Annotated in this window: 13 protein-coding genes; 4 read left to right on the top strand and 9 right to left on the bottom strand. The window is 47.8% G+C overall.

Annotated features, from left to right (window positions below; all coding sequences use genetic code 11):
• The first annotated feature begins 512 nt into the window (after nt 1-512).
• The 3 genes from ACYVH9_RS25660 to ACYVH9_RS25650 all read left to right on the top strand — a co-directional run bounded on the left by ACYVH9_RS25660 (nt 513) and on the right by ACYVH9_RS25650 (nt 5497).
• A complete protein-coding gene (locus ACYVH9_RS25660; RefSeq protein WP_460639287.1) occupies nt 513-1805 on the top strand; it encodes a glycosyl hydrolase family 28 protein in 1293 nt (430 codons plus the stop codon).
• Nucleotides 1806-1992: 187 nt separating this feature from the next.
• A complete protein-coding gene (locus tag ACYVH9_RS25655; RefSeq protein WP_460639286.1) occupies nt 1993-3651 on the top strand; it encodes a serine hydrolase domain-containing protein in 1659 nt (552 codons plus the stop codon).
• 928 nt (nt 3652-4579) lie between these two features.
• Nucleotides 4580-5497 (top strand): bestrophin family protein, encoded by a 918-nt coding sequence (locus ACYVH9_RS25650; RefSeq protein ID WP_460639285.1) that lies wholly within the window; start codon nt 4580-4582, stop codon nt 5495-5497.
• A 122-nt stretch (nt 5498-5619) separates the two neighbouring features.
• On the opposite strand, the gene ACYVH9_RS25645 is transcribed toward ACYVH9_RS25650, so the two are convergent.
• The gene (locus ACYVH9_RS25645) at nt 5620-5904 is read right to left on the bottom strand and encodes a hypothetical protein (RefSeq protein ID WP_460639284.1); all 285 of its coding nucleotides are present in this window, start codon (nt 5902-5904) and stop codon (nt 5620-5622) included.
• Between ACYVH9_RS25645 and gdhA the strand changes: the two genes are divergently transcribed.
• A complete protein-coding gene (gdhA, locus tag ACYVH9_RS25640) occupies nt 5903-7219 on the top strand; it encodes an NADP-specific glutamate dehydrogenase (protein WP_460639283.1) in 1317 nt (438 codons plus the stop codon). The two genes, ACYVH9_RS25645 and gdhA, sit on opposite strands and share 2 nt — an antisense overlap.
• Before the next feature lie 52 nt (nt 7220-7271).
• Here gdhA and ACYVH9_RS25635 read toward each other — a convergent pair whose 3' ends face one another.
• The 8 genes from ACYVH9_RS25635 to ACYVH9_RS25600 all read right to left on the bottom strand — a co-directional run bounded on the left by ACYVH9_RS25635 (nt 7272) and on the right by ACYVH9_RS25600 (nt 16572).
• Nucleotides 7272-7502, bottom strand: a complete 231-nt coding sequence (locus tag ACYVH9_RS25635) for a DUF4287 domain-containing protein (RefSeq protein ID WP_460639282.1) — start codon at nt 7500-7502, stop codon at nt 7272-7274.
• Between the two features lie 290 nt (nt 7503-7792).
• Nucleotides 7793-8722, bottom strand: coding sequence for a Kelch repeat-containing protein (locus tag ACYVH9_RS25630; protein ID WP_460639281.1), 930 nt, complete (start codon nt 8720-8722; stop codon nt 7793-7795).
• Between the two features lie 1169 nt (nt 8723-9891).
• Complete coding sequence (locus ACYVH9_RS25625; protein ID WP_460639280.1) at nt 9892-10896, bottom strand: DUF6807 family protein; 1005 nt, start codon at nt 10894-10896, stop codon at nt 9892-9894.
• A 33-nt stretch (nt 10897-10929) separates the two neighbouring features.
• The gene (locus tag ACYVH9_RS25620) at nt 10930-12249 is read right to left on the bottom strand and encodes a Gfo/Idh/MocA family protein (protein ID WP_460639279.1); all 1320 of its coding nucleotides are present in this window, start codon (nt 12247-12249) and stop codon (nt 10930-10932) included.
• A 32-nt stretch (nt 12250-12281) separates the two neighbouring features.
• Entirely contained in the window at nt 12282-13445 is a 1164-nt protein-coding gene (locus tag ACYVH9_RS25615) for a four-carbon acid sugar kinase family protein (protein WP_460639278.1), read from the bottom strand.
• Nucleotides 13442-14491: a 4-hydroxythreonine-4-phosphate dehydrogenase PdxA gene (pdxA, locus tag ACYVH9_RS25610; protein WP_460639277.1), complete on the bottom strand. Its 1050-nt coding sequence runs from the start codon at nt 14489-14491 to the stop codon at nt 13442-13444. Before pdxA ends, ACYVH9_RS25615 begins: the two co-directional genes overlap by 4 nt.
• Before the next feature lie 4 nt (nt 14492-14495).
• Nucleotides 14496-15419, bottom strand: coding sequence for a dihydrodipicolinate synthase family protein (locus ACYVH9_RS25605; protein ID WP_460639276.1), 924 nt, complete (start codon nt 15417-15419; stop codon nt 14496-14498).
• Nucleotides 15403-16572, bottom strand: a complete 1170-nt coding sequence (locus ACYVH9_RS25600) for an iron-containing alcohol dehydrogenase (protein ID WP_460639275.1) — start codon at nt 16570-16572, stop codon at nt 15403-15405. The genes ACYVH9_RS25605 and ACYVH9_RS25600 overlap by 17 nt, the downstream gene beginning before the upstream one ends.
• Between the last annotated feature and the right edge of the window lie 58 nt (nt 16573-16630).

The raw sequence follows: 16630 nt of genomic DNA, 5'->3' as shown, positions 1-16630 counted from the left end.
TGAGCACACACGAGATGCGGCCCAAGCTACTTAAAGCAGCCCAAAAAAACGTATTTCTTTACGTAGTACGGATGCAAGCGCTATACAGACTACTACTAGCTACCAAGATGGTGGAATGCGGGCGGGTTTTATCGTTGAAACCAACCTCCGCCCCGCTGTCCCGTGACTGAAATGACCAGAAGACCGTCCCCTGTTGACGCAGCCTTATTACTGAAGTCCGTTTCGAGGCACACGATTACCGGTGTGAATCAACCAGGCGAGGCTCCAAATGAGAGAAATTCCCTAATTTTAGGTCACTTACTATTCTACAGGCAGGCATGAAGGACAAAGCTTTTTCTAATTCAGAACGATGGGTTGATAATCATTCGCTTTGGCGCGCATTCCAAAGCGGAGACAAAAGCGCCTTTAAGTTCCTTTATAGAAAAGGCATTCAAAGACAGGCCGCTCTGGCGAGGCTTCCCAAACAGCAAAAAGAAGCCATTCACCTCCGGTATGTGTTGACTAATAAACTCTTGACTTTCCTTATTTCGCTTTTCCTCCTGGCTGCGTTAATCCTTCCGGTTGATGCAGCAGGATATCCTGGGTCGGTGGATCCATCCCTTCCCATTACCCCCAATGCTTTTTCGGGGACGGATAGCCAACGAATCCGGCAAGCCATTCGGGCCGCTCGGGGCACGACCAATCTGGTCACCATTCCCCGGCAGAATGGCAACGGAGGAACGATCTGGAAAGTGGATGAAGCCATTCTGTTGCCGAGTGATATGACGGTGATGCTGGACAACTGTACCATCCAACTGTCGGATTCCTGCCGGGATAATATGTTTCGAAGTGATAACGTCGGGATCGGCATCGAAGCGCCGGTCTGGAATCGAAACATTCATCTGGTGGGGGTTGGTCAGGTCGTTTTAAAAGGAGCGGACAACCCCAGAGCGACCGGAGACGGTGCGCGCGCGCTTTCGCTGGATCCGGAAGCCGACCGAAAAAAAGGAAACTGGCGGGTCAGTTACGGCAGTGACGCCGCCCGAGCGGATCGAAAGCAGACCGGAGACTGGCGCAACATTCTGATTTTAATCGCCAAAGTCGATGGGTTTTCCCTCAACAATGTACGCATTGAAAACACCCACGCTTGGGCCGTCAGCTTCGAACGGACGCGGAATGCCGAGCTCAATGGGCTACAACTATATAATCCGGAGCAGATTACCATTCATGGCAAACCAGTAAAGGTGTTCAATCGCGACGGTATTGATCTGCGCCAGGGCTGTAAAAATTTTCGCATCAGTAACATTTCGGGTTTCACGGGGGATGACTTTATCGCCTTATCGAGCCTCAACGTCCGTCCCGCCCTGCTGGATCGGAATGGAACGCTTCACTCGACCATGGTCACCACCAGCGTGTGGGAAGGACCGCAGGATGATACCGAGCAGATTTTCATCACTAACATCAATTGCGAATCCATTTGCCGGGGGATTGCGATTCGGGCCAGCGACAGTGCCAGCATCCACCACGTATACATTGAAGGACTGATTTCGCGCGAAGTGAAGGGCCTCGGCGGGCGGCACAATGCGGTCTTGATTGGGGGAAAAGGGTACGGTCAACTGTCCCAGCCCGGCAAATTGAATAACATCTACGCGATGAATGTCATGGCAACGGGGCACGCTCCGGTCATGCTTGAAGCCCCGGTCGCCGACTGCCATTTCATGAATATTCTGTATTCGGGCGAAGACCCCGCCTGTGTGCACTATGCGATGGACCGGGCGATGATGAAAAATGTCACCGAAACGAACGTGAAAAAGGTGAACAAGTAACAAACATTTTTTTAATGTGGAACGATGGCAGCCGAAAAAGTTACCAGTAAAAAAAGACAGTTATTTACGGACAGCAGTTGTACGATTATGGACAGTATATGATCCGTAATCGTCTCTTTATCAGCGTTTAGTTTTGATGGCACAAAGTATGTGCATTGAAGGTTAAGGCTGCCACTAGCCTGGTACTATGAAAAAGTTTTTGCTTACGCTGTTATTCGTTTCGATATGGGGTCTGTCCACGGCTCAAACCAAGCCAGATACACTAGCGTTGATTGAAAGTATATTTCAGCAATACAAATCAACTGCCCCCGGTTGTCAACTAGCGATCAGTCGCAACGGACAGCTGATTTTTTCCCACGCCTGGGGCTTGGCCGATCTGGAGCACCAGGTTCCCTTAACGACTCAATCGATTATCGAAGCCGGTTCAGTTTCCAAGCAATTTACGGCCGCGGCTATTTTATTGCTGGAGCAACAGGGTAAACTCGCTTTAAGCGATGATGTGCGAAAATACATCCCCGAATTGCCCGACTACAAAACACGGATCACCCTAGGACACTTGATGCACCATACCAGTGGGATCAAGGACTGGGGTAATGTCATGGCGTTATCCGATTGGCCTAGGGGCACCAAAACCTACAGCAACCAAGACGTGCTCGCTATTCTTAGCCGCCAAAAGACGCTGAATCATCAGCCCGGTGAGGAATACCTCTACAGCAATTCCAATTATGTTTTGTTTGCCATTATCGTCGAGCGAGTCAGTGGTCAGAGTCTGGCCGACTTTACCCGTTCGGCTATTTTTGAACCGGCGGGTATGAAGCATACCCAGTGGCGAACGGATCCAAAAAAAATCGTACCCGGTCGCGCCATTGCTTATGGGAAAAATGACAATACGTATTTTAGTGACATGCCCAATGAATCGGTCTATGGCAATGGGGGATTGCTGACTACGGCCGAAGATCTATTGCGGTGGAATACGTATTACGGGAGTGGAAAGTTGGGTGATCCCTCCTTATTAGCCAGGCAACTTAGCACTATGCCACTAAATAACGGTCGAACGAATGCGTATGGAGCTGGTCTGCGAATTGACTCGATTCGTGGCTGGCAAGTGATCATGCATGATGGGGCAACGGCTGGTTACCGGTCTACGCTGGAATATTATCCAGCCCTTGGCTTATCGATTGCCTGGCTGGCTAATACGTCGGAATTCGATGGCAAGCCCGACGGAACCGGTCAGTTACGTAAGCTATTTTTAGTGAATCGATCATCTGAATCAAGGCCTAAAAAACCGGATACCCTAACGGTAGCTACTGAGAAATTAGCCCGGTACACCGGTTGGTATCGAGACCTCCAAACCGGCAGCGAATTAAGCTTAGTGGTCAAAGCGGGGAAGCTGGCTACGAACCAGGGCGAGCAGTTGACCCCCATTGCAGAGAATGAATTTAGGCTTGGATCAGACCGAATAACCATTCAACCCAACCGAAAACAACGGTTACTCTATAAAACGGGTACAAACACGAGAATCTATGAAGCTGCCGAACCGGCACTGGTCAATCAGAAAGCGTTGGAAGCTTATACCGGCGACTACTATTCCGACGAAGTAGATGCCAAATTGAGGATTTACTTACAAAGTGGAAAACTCATTATTCACCGCTATTCGGATGCCACTTACACCTTACTGCCGACGTATAAAGACGCTTTTGCTATTCAAAATTCATCGGTTAAAGTTTACTTTGATCGGGACAAAGGTGGTCGGATTATCAATCTGAAGTTTACCACCCCACGAGTGAGAAACGTAGCCTTTAAAAAGCTTCCCCAAAATGGGAGATCGTGCCTGGGCCGGTTTTGATCGGGACCAAACCGCATAGTCACCTTTGCGCAGAAGGGTAAAGGTGACTATGCAAGCCTAAAAGAAGCGACAGGCCCAGACGGTACTTTTCTCGCATTTGAAAATGAGCGCGCACCTTCATGATGTGTTGACCTTTCTGCAGCCCGCACCACCGGCGTGAAGTGACATCAGAATTAAATTAGCGTTTAATCGGCTATTGGGCCTTTGCACTAATTTCAACTTTTTAGTGATTTTCCTAATTGCAGAAAATAATTTAAGAATTAAATTATCAAAAATTCGATTTGGTATTTCAATGTTTTTATAAGAGGTATCCAAAAATAATTTATACAAGTACTATATAATAATTACTAAAATAGTTAAATATCCTTATTATACATATTGACTATAAGAATTCTTTCTCACTACTCATTTTTTTAATAAAATATAACAATCTACAAATAGGAAAAAACAAACAAAATGTAGATTTCACCTGAAAAATCCTGTATTACTATTAGGTCCGACAATTAAACATTATCGGACCTAATAGGAATTAGACATTATATAAATTATCTATCATTACTCAATAGTTATAAATTGTAACTTACTAGTTATAAACAAAGTAATAATTTAATTTATCAATCAATATGAATATATAATACTATTTTTAAGGTAAAATAAAGTATTATGTTGATAAAAATCTATTAACTCGTATATCATCAGCGTTGCTTTATCAATATGTAGATTACAATGAATGAAAGTTAATAAGACAAAAATTATATTAGTCCTGCTGGACTTTTTTCTCAGTAACACTAAAAGTTAACTTTACTCACAGGCAATAATTTCGGATTTGGCAATAAGAGTACTAGTGGCCATTTAGTACGTTTATACTATTTCTGCAGTGTCAAGCTAATCCGCATAATTTGAAAACCATCGTCAGAGCAATCGCGTTATGTGCCAAAAACAATGGTTTCTTATGCTGTTAGACCGGAAGATCTCTTTTGCCTATATCTTTAAAAAGGTTAGGTTCGATTTGCTCGTTGTCCTACTAATTGGTTTGATCACCAATCTGCTTACCGTATATATTAATGAGCATCTACCCGAAATGCCCTTGACCATACCAACTTTCTTAGGCACGGCTATTTCGATACTGCTCTCGTTTAAAATGAACCAGTCGTACGACCGCTGGTGGGAAGCTCGCAAAGTATGGGGAGCTATTGTGAATGATTCCCGAAGTTTTGTCCTTCAATTACAATCTTTTTTAGACCAGACCGATCCCGAAATCATCCGAAAATTAGCTTATCGTCAAATAGCCTGGTGCTACTCGCTGGGCCAGTCCTTGCGGGGTCTAAATCCGCTGGATGGAATTGAGTCGCTGCTGTCAGGCACGGACTACGCCATCCTGTCAAACCACACCAACAAACCACTGGCCATCCTGCAATTAAACGCCCGCGATATTCGGGAGCTACGGCAACAGAATTCCATTGATGTGTTTCGACACGTCCAGCTTGACAATACCCTGGTGCGCTTTTGCGATTCAATGGGAAAAGCTGAACGAATTAACGGAACCGTATTTCCATCGACCTACCGCCATTTTCTACATTTCCTCATCTATCTTTTCGTGATTACACTTTCAATTTCGCTCAAAAATGTCGAGATGATTTTTGAAATACCGCTCCTGCTTCTCATTGCCGCCGGCTTTTTGCTAATCGAAAAAAGTGCGTTTCATTTGCAGGACCCCTTCCGCAATCGCCCCAGTGACGTCTCCGTCACAGCGATTGCCCGCACAATTGACATCAACATTCGCCAGCTACTGAGTGAAGAAACGGTACCCGAACCGCTACAACCCAATGGATTTTACATTCTCTGATAGACCATCTTATAATATATCGTATAGGCGCAACAATATGGATTCGGTCAGCCTTCGTAATACCGCCAGATGAGTGTTCCAAAGCTCAAGCCCTATACAACTCTGATTATCATCTGAGAAAGCTACGCTTTTGGTTCAATTCCCTTCGATTCATCTCTAAAGCTTATCCCCAGTGAGCGCCCCGGTATCTGTTCTTTGCCGTCAAATTCGGTCGTTTTTCCCGTGGTAAAAACCGTCTGACTATTGTTCAGCATTCTGAAGGGCTTAGGCACCTTTTTCAGCTTATCCTCTACGAGAACCATAGTTTTTCGGCCATCCTGGCTTATATTAGCCCAAAGTACAACAAAAGACACGTTATTTTTAAGGTTATTAACTATTTGAACAGTGACTTCAGTCCAATCTTTCATGACCGGAATCATCGGTCGAAATCCCGGCGAAAATGAATTCCATCAGGCAGTCCACGAGGTCGCCGAAACCATTATTCCCTTCATGGCGGATAAACCGCATTACCAGAAAGCCAAAATTCTGGAGCGGATCGCAGAGCCTGAACGTGTCATTATTTTTCGGGTGCCCTGGATGAATGAGCAGGGCGAAGTGGAAATCAACCGTGGCTACCGGGTTCAGATGAACAGCGCGATTGGGCCTTACAAGGGCGGTCTCCGTTTTCATCCTTCAGTAAACCTGAGCACACTCAAATTCCTGGCCTTTGAACAGATTTTCAAAAATAGCCTGACCCAGCTCCCTATGGGGGGCGGTAAGGGCGGATCCGATTTCGACCCCAAAGGACGTTCCGACCGCGACGTTATGGTTTTCTGCCAAAGTTTTATGACGGAACTGTTCCGCCACATCAGTTCAGACAATGATGTGCCCGCCGGAGACATTGGGGTTGGTGCCCGGGAAATTGGCTTTTTGTTTGGTCAATACAAGCGGCTTAAAAATGAGTTTACCGGCGTCCTGACGGGTAAAGGCGCGAGCTACGGCGGAAGCCTGATTCGTCCGGAGGCAACGGGTTATGGCGTGGTTTACTTCGTGGAGCAAATGCTGAACCAGCAGCGCGACAGTATCAAAGGCAAACGGGTGGTTATTTCCGGTTCCGGAAACGTGGCCCAATACACGCTGGAAAAATGCATCGAGCTGGGTGCAAAGGTGGTAACAGTCTCCGATTCGTCGGGGTATGTTTACGATGAGAACGGGATTGATGCAGCAAAGTTAGCCTATATCATGCAGTTGAAAAACGAAGAGCGGGGTCGCATCAACGCGTACGCCGATAAGTTCGGTTGTGAGTTTGTGGCAGGAAAAACACCGTGGGAGATTCCCTGTGATATCGCTTTGCCGAATGCAACCCAAAACGAACTGAACGGGGATGATGCCCGCTTATTGATCAAAAACGGTTGCATCTGCGTGGCCGAGGGAGCTAATATGCCGTGTACCCCGGAAGCAATTGAGGTATTTGAGAATAACGATATCCTGTATGCGCCCGGAAAGGCGGCCAATGCGGGTGGTGTGGCTGTTTCCGGCCTTGAAATGTCCCAAAATTCACTGCGATTGTCGTGGTCGCGCGCGGAGGTGGACAGAAAACTGCAGGAGATCATGCTGACGATTCATTCGACATGCCTACGCTATGGCCGCAAGCCGGATGGGCGTATGAGCTATATGCAAGGCGCCAATATCGGGGGCTTTGTCCGGGTGGCCGACGCGATGGTGGCGCAGGGATTGGTGTAATTGACACCGTTTGTTAGAACCAGCTTAAAAGCTGGTTCTAACAGAAAATGCGTTACTCACTCTGTTCATCTTTGATCCCTTTGAGCAGGGCATAAATAGCCATTGCGTGGCCTTGACCAAGCGAAAAATCCTCCGCAAGCCATTTCGTAATTTCACCTGCTTTCACATCCGCTTTCAGCAGACCCTCCGTAGTAAATCCTTTTTCCTGGGCGAGTTTGCGGAAATCTTCAGGCCCTTTGCCCGTTTTGGTTTTGATTGTTTTCAGATAACCCTGGAAAGACATAACAAATTAGATTGGTTAAGGTAGATACGATACTGTATTGCCGGATTTTGTTGACAAGAGCAAATTTAGGCGTTTTGTCGTGCGCACACCGGGGTGAGATGCGTCCTTTTTAGGGTGAATCGCGCCAGATTTTTGAGGGTGTGGTTTGGAGTAATTCGTTCAATTGATTCACAGTGCCCCCTTCCTCGTTCAGAAAAATGAACCAGGGATTTCTCCATAGACGCCCGTGCCTGTGTCTACGCAACAGGAATATAAAGACCCTAATGAACAGACTAAAAGTAGGCAATCGGTTATTTCATGGATAGCGTTAATTCAGTGATAGCGGGAATATTGGCGGTATTTTTTCCACTTATGTAGAGCTTTTGCCCATCCGAAAACAGGTTGCCGTAATTCGGAACATTATCCAACAAAATAGGAGCGGTTGCCCAGCTATCCTTGATCAGGTCATAGACATAGATTGATTTACTTTGCAGCAAAAACAAATAATCGCCCAGTACCGCAGAATACACACTCTGGTAAGAAGTTTCCACCTCAACAGGAATATCTTTCAACGCGGTCCAGGTGTTGGTAGCGGTTGAAAAATAAGCCATTTTCTGTTTAGCACCCGCCCCGCCAAGCGCATATATCTTTTCTTTATAGGCGACTAATTCCGTGCTGGTGGTTGCGTAAAGATAATTCGGAACGGTAAACCATCTATCCTGGCTGATCGAGTAATACTTAAACAGCGTACTGGGCGTGCGTCCGCCCACAAAATAAATACTGCCGTTATAATACGTAACCCCTGCTTCTCCAGCATTATCTTTTGCGGTTGTTGGATAACTTATGGTTTGCCAGCTATTCGAGGAGGCCGTGTATTTGGTAGCATCGTTGGCAATAAAAAAAACGTTGGTTCCATCCGAAACCAGCTTACTGGAGTATCCACAACCACACACATTATTGGATTTGGCCAAAGCCGAAGAAAACGTATTCCCTCCAAGGGCATAGCGTACAAAAAACTGCGGCTTTGCCGTATTGGAATAATTGCCGAAATAGATCGAATTACCAACCAAAACCGACTGTATGGGGTAAGGTCCGGCGTCAAAGGTGCTGAGAGGCATACTGAGTTGTTTGGCCGTCAGAACAACATCATTTACCGTTTTTTCAGGCGTTGCGGATTCACCTTCATTTTTTTTACAGCCCCCTACAACAAGTAGTAAAAAGCAGAGAAAGAAAGTCTTCATAGTCTAAAAGTAGTTAGGCATCCTGGTTTTATAGATTAAAACTAATTAGTAAGTGAGGATGCTTTTAGCGTAGAAGTACGGGTTTTAGCCTTAGGCGTAGAACCCGATAAAATACGGAGAGAGAAGTCCTAATCAACCAGCAAAATGAGCCAGGGTCACCTTTTGAACCACCGATACGTCAAGTACATGCACCCCAAAATAATTCCTTGAACCTCGCCAATACGATCGCACGGGCGAGGCTATCTTCAATGAGGAAACGCTTCGGTTTTGTTTTTTTGAATAAACGGTACGTATAAAGTAAGAAATAAGTACGAATAGAAAACACAGTAAATCTGGCAATTCACTAGTTACCTATAAGGTTTTCAGATGATTAAAACAAAAAGATGGTTAATTAAAAGAGATGGTTTATGGTTCAGTTTTAAGCCTCACTCTGGTATATCTAAGCAGGACAACTCGATTTGCTCCAAGTAGGGTGTTAAGCGATCTACCCGTGAAAAAGAACAAATACAGGTGAGCTTACCCGTCTCTTTATCGTGGCACTCCTCCACGAAATATTCATTCAATGAATAGAGGTACCGGACCCGGCACAGGTCCTCCCGAATCGCCAGGGGCACACCCCATAATTTCAAAGCCCCTTCCCGAATAAATAAGGGTTTTGCGTCATATTCTTCCCGTTCGACTTGCATTTGAAAATAAGATTAATGGATACGATGTTCTGGAAAACGGGTTTAAATTTAAGAAAATGTCCAGCAACTTATTATACTATCTTTATAGATGAAATCTAAACACTATGAGGCATTATAAATATGAAAAACCAACTAAATAGTAGTCTACAAACCGTTATAAGATACTTTTGATACGTCAAGGAAAGTACAAACTATAAGGTAAGAATTGGAGAAAAAAGCTCTGTTCTGATTCTTTGAGAAGAATGCTTTTCAAAAATGGAAATCCCAAATGAAACCGTGAGTTTAAATCCTTCAGGAATGTCTTTTATATGAAACAGCTTTGTGAAAGATAAAGTGTATAGATTGACAACTAAAAAAGGCTGATAAGTTATTTATTGGGGCAGCTAAAAGGAAAGTTAATGCAGCTAGAAAACCAAAGCACACCCCTCCAGTTGCCTGGAAAAATGTGCTTTGCTTACTATGTATTGATGATTTATTATATCCTCAATCTTTCAGGACCTGTAGATAATCTTGGTAGGCGCTTTCGATATCAACCTTCTGACCTTTTGATTTACAGTAAATTAATACGCCATAACCAAGCTCAAATTTCTCTCCTTTTTTCACGGCTACGGAACTCTTTTCTCCCTGTTTCATGGCCTCCCTGCCAAATGCATTGGCCGCCATCAACCCGTAATCGCGGGTGTGAAACCAGCTTGGACGGAAGTTTTCGGGATCGGGCATGATCGTGACGCCAACGGTTTTCTCGTCGATTACACCACTGTAATCCACCCATTTCGACGCTTTTCCCCACGTTCCGGCCCCTTCTTTCAACCCCTCGGCGTTGGTAATGTGTCCTTTACCGTACTGAACCGTAAATTTGGTGTTGACGCGCACTCCAAGACCCATTTCCTCCTGATCGCCGAAAGCCAGGTCACTGGTTTCGGAAGAAAAAGTACTGTTGGTCAGCAGCAAGGTACCCGAAGGCCGGATCAGAATGGTATATTTCACTAATTCGGCCAATACCCGATCTTTACCGTCTGCCGTCATGTAATAATTCCGGACGGTAAATGAGCCGCTACCCGGGCCGCCTTTGGGTTGCTCCACAAACATTTCGTGCTCAACGCGCGACTTCAGACGCCAGTAATCATTGCCATTGATATCACCAAAACTGAGCCAAATACCAGGGTGAAAGGTCGCATGGTCCTTCGGATCTCCTTCCTGGGGCGGATTGTTACGGGTAACCTGAATACCGCAGGACGATTTTACGTGCGCGAAATAGGGTCTGCTGATTTTCGGATCTTCATACACGTAGCTTGCAAACGGTTTTCCCCCGATCGTGATGGTCAGCTCTCCGGGTTTTTGTTCGAAAGCAACGGTCGGTTGGGCCGCGGCTTTTTTCGCTTTTTGGGCAAAAAGTGGATTGCAGACAAACAGGGTAAGACAAAGCGTTGCGGTGAAAACAACGGCTAGTGGCCGTGCCAATACGGTTTGGGTTGAATTTTTATTCATGAGCGTAAGAGTTTAGTGAGGGTCATATTCGGATTAACCTTTCCAGGGGAGCTCGTACCCTTTTCGGTAGTCTCTGCCCAGCAGCGCGTTCGCTTTGGCATCGAATCCGGGCGAATTGATTTTGACTTTTACGGGATCATATTGGAGCGAAGAAGCGCCAACGCGCGTGGCAATGTTCGCCAGAAACGCCATATTCGTAGCGATGGCCCCTTTTTCAATGGGCGAATTCAACTTGGCAGGATTGTTCTCCCGAACTGCGGTAAGGAAGTTGGGAACGATCGCTTCCACTTCATTGGGGGATTCTATTTTGATCTGCTCCTTACCTTTGGTGACAATCACCCCAGCACGACCGAATTCCATTTTCCCGTCAGTTCCGTAAGCTACATTGCCATTGTCGTGGCCTTCCAGATTGTACGGTGTCCAAAGGCGCATTTCCCAAATGATCTGGGTGTCGTCGTACTCGAAAATGGTGGTTTGTGTATCGGGGGTCTGGTGGTCGTCGTTGTAAAAATACTGCCCGCCCGCGGAAACAATTCGTTTCGGATACCGGTCACCGAGCGCCCACACGGCAACGTCAATTTGGTGTACGCCATCATTGGCCGCATCGCCATTTCCGTACTCCCAAAACCAGCGCCAGGTGTAATGCCAGCGGTTTTTAGTAAAAGGAACTTTCGGGGCCGGACCAAGCCATAAGTCGTAATTGACACCTGCGGGCACAGGTTCTGCCGGCGCACGGCCGATAGCCTCGCGGTGCTGGTGATCAATGGCTTTGATGGTATGCACCTTTCCAATAATCCCTTTCTGGAGCTGCTTCATGCCCTCCATATGAGCACCGTTGCTGCGTCGTTGCGTGCCGTGCTGGACACATTTATTAAAATGTTTGGCTGCTTTGACCAGCAAGTTGGTCTCCTTGATATTGTGGCTGCACGGTTTCTCAACGTAGACGTGTTTTCCGGCCATCAACCCCCACAAGGCAATCGGCGTGTGCCAGTGGTCAGGCGAGGCAATGGAGATGGAATCAATGGAATTGTCTTTTAGCAGCTCCCTGAAATCGCTGTATTTCTTGATTTTGTCGGCGTTCGGCAGGTCTTTCACTGCTTTTCCCAACTGCTGAGGGTCCACGTCACACAAGGCAACCAGTTCGCAGCCCTTGACCGCTGAAAAGTTTTTGACGTGGTTTCTGCCCATGCCGCCAGTTCCGATGATGGCGTGTCTGATCTGGTCGCTCGGCGGGGTTTGCGCCCACGAACTCCGGGCTATGTACGGCGCAGCAATCATGCCAAGCCCAGTCGATTTGATAAAATTCCGGCGGGTTTGCCCGGAGGGAGTTGGTTGGTTTACCGTGTCTTTCATGTAGTCGGATTTAAGAAATAGTTAATGCGCAATTAATTGAATTGATGATTCCGTGAATAGTCCCAGATCGACGCCGGCCAGGCATAACTGCCCGGTTTCAACGTCAAAAACATCCCTTTTTCTTCTTCTATCTGCATTCTGATCGTTCCCGGACCCAGTTCGTGTGTCGGGTAAAAGCGGGTATACCCCAGTTTTTGGAGGATTGAAAAAGAAGTAGAACCGCCTTCGATCAGCAACTCGTCGACGCTGGTTTGTTTTAAAATGCCTACAGTCACCTCCGCCATGATTTCTCTGATCCGGGTCGGAAGATTGCCCGTGGATACAGCGTGAAAACCGTCGACCGCGATGATTACCGTATCCTTTGCCGCCAGCGCTTCAATAATCTTGGCCTGCCACTCGGCACACAGTTGCTGTTCGTTAGAAACGAATATTTTTTCCGGCATGTAGACCACCGCCTGCCCCGCTTCCTTCGCTGCTCTGACGAGCATCCTGCTTTTTGCAAATGCACTGCCGCACACATACAGTTTTTTTTTACCCAACTGCAGGGAGGCAGGGTGAGTGAGACGACCGTTTTTTAAATTTCTGAGAATCGCGTCAAAAAAGCCGGACCCGCCCGCGGCAACCGTTTTGGCGTCAATTTTTTGGGTCCAAAGATCCAGGTCCCGCACACTCGCCGTATTACCGATGACCAAGCCTTTTTCAGGCAAATCCTCTTCCGTTGACAGGACCGAGGTTTGCGTTTTTTCTCCTATCAAATCCAGCACGCGGGCGGAAGTGCGTTTTTTGACCGACCCATGGGTAAAACTGAACTCATTCAACGGCATGCCGTCGTAGTAGTAAATCCCATTTTCGATTGTTCGTTTTAGAACCGGGTTGGCAGGAATGAGCAACGCACGTTTCTTTTCCGAAACCTGCATTTGCGCCAGCAGTTCCTTACCCACATTGCCCCTCAGAATCGAATCTATTTTTTTGTAAACAAAATCAGGTTGCAGCGTCAGCAGCTTGCGGGTGATGGTTTCGATCACGGTCGAAGCGTCGTCCGGTGTTTGCGACCGCGTATCGGTTGCAATAACCAGGATGTCTGTTTTCACGCCCGCATCCACTTTTGTATCGATTACGACCCGAAAACCGTTCCGTAATCCAACTCCCCCAATTTCGGCGGCCCCGGTAAAATCGTCTGCAATAACCGCTATCATACATTCGGGCCGGACTGAACCTTATTCTCAAAAAGTCGGACGGCATAATCGATTGCCAACAGCATGGCATCGGGACTGGCGATGCCTTTTCCGGCTATTTCCATGGCTGTTCCATGATCCACTGAGGTGCGGATGATCGGCAATCCGAGGGTGATATTAACGCCTTTTACACTATTCATTTTCTGCGTCTTATCATCCCAGGTAAAGCCCACCATTTTGAACGGGATATGCCCCTGGTCGTGGTACATCACCACGCAACCATCGTAGCGCCCGCCGATGGCTTTCGGGAATAGGGTATCACCGGGAATAGGGCCCGTCACCTGGTAACCCCGACTGACCGCTTCCGCTATGGCCGGAATAATCTCTGTTTTTTCTTCCCAACCAAAAATTCCTCCGTCGCCCGCATGGGGGTTTAACCCGGATACCGCTATTCTCGGATTGGGAATCCCCAATTGCAAACAAGCCTGGTGCATGAGTTCAATTGTGTCCATGATACGATCTTTTTTAACCAGGTCACATGCCTGGCGCAACGACACATGCGTCGACACATGGATCACGCGCAAGTCGTTTTCAACCAGCAGCATCGCGTATTTTTTTGTGCCGGTATACTGCGCGTAAATTTCCGTATGCCCCGAAAATGGGTGCCCGGCCAGGTGGATCGACTCCTTGTTGATCGGCCCGGTAACCGTACCGTCAATTTCACCTTTTAAAGCCAGATTGATCGTTTCAACCACCGTTTGAAACGCGACCTCACCCGCCAATGCCGACATTTCTCCTTTCGTAATTTGGTCAAGGTTTGTGTTCTCCAAATCGTACACATCGATTTTCCCGAAAACAAATTCAGCGTCCCGCACCGATTTGACCGCATTTACCTCCAAATCCAGCCCGCAAAAATTGATTGCATCCGCAATAACGCGGGCATCGCCCACAAGCAACGGGCGGCACGTTGTATAAATCGATTCTTGAGCAACTGCCTTTACCGCCACTTCCGGCCCAATACTGGCCGGATCGCCCATGGTAATTCCTAAAATCGGTCTCTGATCCATCCTCTTATTGAATATTGTTTAGCTGATTCAAATCGCCGAAATGCGATAAGGTGAGCTTTTGAATTGATTTCTCTTCCGCTTTGGTCAGTTTGAACAGGGGTGGCAGCATGTCGGACTGACACAATCCATAGCCTGCCATCATCGATTTCAAGGCCGGCAGGGAATAACTCAACGTTCTGTCTTTTTGATAAATCGCCGAAATGCGGTCGGCCTTCTGTTGAGCCAGTACGGCCCTGTGATCGTCCTTTTCGGCGACGGCCGTGCAGAGGGTTTGGTAAAGTTTCGGCGTAAGGTTGGCGGTACTCGGAATAATTCCGTCGGCCCCCAGTTGCAGGGCACGAAGTGATTGCGCGGCCCATCCCGTCAGAAAGGAAAAGTCGGCACGGTTTTTCCACCTTGAAACGGCATTTTCCAGCCGCTCAATACTTCGTTCAGAATCTTTAAAGCCGACAATGTTCGGGTGGGTGCTGAGGACCTCAACCACCTCGAGCGGGATGGATAAATGGGTTGTTCCCGGGATGTTGTAGATAATCAACGGCGCAGGTACCGCATCCGCGAGTTGGGTAAAATAGCGCAGCATCTGGTCGGTATCAGCCGGAAAATAGCTTGCCATCGTCGCAACAAACACCTCCGCGCCCAGATCATAGTAATGCCGCGCGTCTTCGATTGAATCGCTCATCGAATTACCCGAAATACCAGCGTATACCCTACTTTTCCCCGCGGCCGCTTTCACGCTGGTTTCCACCAGTTTCTTTTTCTCAGCCCGCGCAATGGAAGCTGATTCGCCCGTGGTGCCCAGTACAAAAGGGAATGTTCCAAAGTCTGTTATATGGCGCACCAGGCGCTCTGTCGCAGCTACATCAATGGTCATGTCCGCCTTCACGGGGGTCACCATCGGCACCACAACACCGCTACATTTTTTGTTCATATTCGGGTATGGTAAAGGCTGCGGTGTAAATGTTCCGGGCGTCGGACAAGCTGATCGCGCGTGGGTTATTTTTGAGCAGCCGCTGAATAGGCAAGGCGCCGGCGGCCAGCTTGTCGATTGATTCAACGGGGATACCCACCTCCGCCAGGCTCCTGGGCATACCGCAGTTTTGCATCAATTTTTTAACGATCGCAACGCCGGATTGGGCAATGTCCAGTGCCGAACCGGTAACCTGGCTTCCCAACGCCCGGGCGACCGTTGCGTATCGCTCAGGTACTGCTGCCAGGTTAAACTCCATAACGGAAGGCAGCAACAGGGCCACGGAAAGGCCGTGCGAAATATGAAATTCCGTGCTCAGCGGATACGCCAGTGCATGGACAGCCGCCGTATTCACTGGCCCAAGGCACATTCCCCCGTACATACTTCCGAGTGCAACCTGAGCCCGGGCCTCTTCGTCACTTCCATTTAAGTAGGCTCTATACAGGTAGGTACCGATCAGTCTGATGCCTTCCAGTGCGATTAAATCGATCATGGGGTGGGCATACGTATTGGTGTATGCTTCCAGACAATGCACCAGGGCGTCGATCCCCGTGGCCGCAGTGACGGCAGGTGGCACCGTTGTCGTTAGGGCCGGATCCAGGTACGCTGCGTCCGGAACCAGCTCCGGACTGATCACCCCAACTTTATGGCCGTTTGAATTGACAAAAATTGCGTTGGGTGATACTTCACTGCCGGTTCCGGAAGTCGTGGGGATACAGGCCAGATAGACGGTTCTTCTCTGGATAAAACCGTCTACCAACACCTCAGCAATCGCCTGAGTATTGTGCAATTGTGCAGCAACAAGTTTGGCAACATCCATGACGCTCCCTCCCCCAATGCCCGTTATACTATCCGCCCCAAACTCCCGCGCTTCTGCCAACAGCCGGTCCACATCGTCGAACGTGGGTTCTCCGAGGATTGAGATGTTGATGCGCAGCTCCACCCCTGCCCCTCTCAGTGTCGTAAGCAGTTCTGAGAGGGTATTTTCCAGCGTAGGGATTGTGACCAGATACAGTTTTTTGCAGGCCAGCTTGCTGTAGTCTTCCAAAAACTGGTCAAGGCTTCCAGCTCCGAAGGACACCTTCCTGGGATTGAGAATTTGGATTTTATTCATACGCTATATCCGAACTATTCATAAAATGGCCTCATGGGGATCGGCTACGCTTTTCAAG

The sequence above is a fragment of the Larkinella harenae genome (assembly GCF_054780515.1).
The sequence above is the reverse complement of the archived record's forward strand: the minus strand, read 5'-3'. Positions and strand labels throughout refer to the sequence as shown.

What these genes read in the sequence shown, in the direction of transcription:
- ACYVH9_RS25605 (WP_460639276.1), bottom strand. Translation starts at nt 15,419, where the DNA reads ATGAACAAAAAATGTAGCGGTGTTGTGGTGCCGATGGTGACCCCCGTG.
- ACYVH9_RS25630 (WP_460639281.1), bottom strand. Translation starts at nt 8,722, where the DNA reads ATGAAGACTTTCTTTCTCTGCTTTTTACTACTTGTTGTAGGGGGCTGT.
- ACYVH9_RS25625 (WP_460639280.1), bottom strand. Translation starts at nt 10,896, where the DNA reads ATGAATAAAAATTCAACCCAAACCGTATTGGCACGGCCACTAGCCGTT.
- ACYVH9_RS25635 (WP_460639282.1), bottom strand. Translation starts at nt 7,502, where the DNA reads ATGTCTTTCCAGGGTTATCTGAAAACAATCAAAACCAAAACGGGCAAA.
- ACYVH9_RS25645 (WP_460639284.1), bottom strand. Translation starts at nt 5,904, where the DNA reads ATGAAAGATTGGACTGAAGTCACTGTTCAAATAGTTAATAACCTTAAA.
- ACYVH9_RS25620 (WP_460639279.1), bottom strand. Translation starts at nt 12,249, where the DNA reads ATGAAAGACACGGTAAACCAACCAACTCCCTCCGGGCAAACCCGCCGG.
- ACYVH9_RS25655 (WP_460639286.1), top strand. Translation starts at nt 1,993, where the DNA reads ATGAAAAAGTTTTTGCTTACGCTGTTATTCGTTTCGATATGGGGTCTG.
- ACYVH9_RS25650 (WP_460639285.1), top strand. Translation starts at nt 4,580, where the DNA reads ATGTGCCAAAAACAATGGTTTCTTATGCTGTTAGACCGGAAGATCTCT.
- pdxA (WP_460639277.1), bottom strand. Translation starts at nt 14,491, where the DNA reads ATGGATCAGAGACCGATTTTAGGAATTACCATGGGCGATCCGGCCAGT.
- gdhA (WP_460639283.1), top strand. Translation starts at nt 5,903, where the DNA reads ATGACCGGAATCATCGGTCGAAATCCCGGCGAAAATGAATTCCATCAG.
- ACYVH9_RS25600 (WP_460639275.1), bottom strand. Translation starts at nt 16,572, where the DNA reads ATGAATAAAATCCAAATTCTCAATCCCAGGAAGGTGTCCTTCGGAGCT.
- ACYVH9_RS25615 (WP_460639278.1), bottom strand. Translation starts at nt 13,445, where the DNA reads ATGATAGCGGTTATTGCAGACGATTTTACCGGGGCCGCCGAAATTGGG.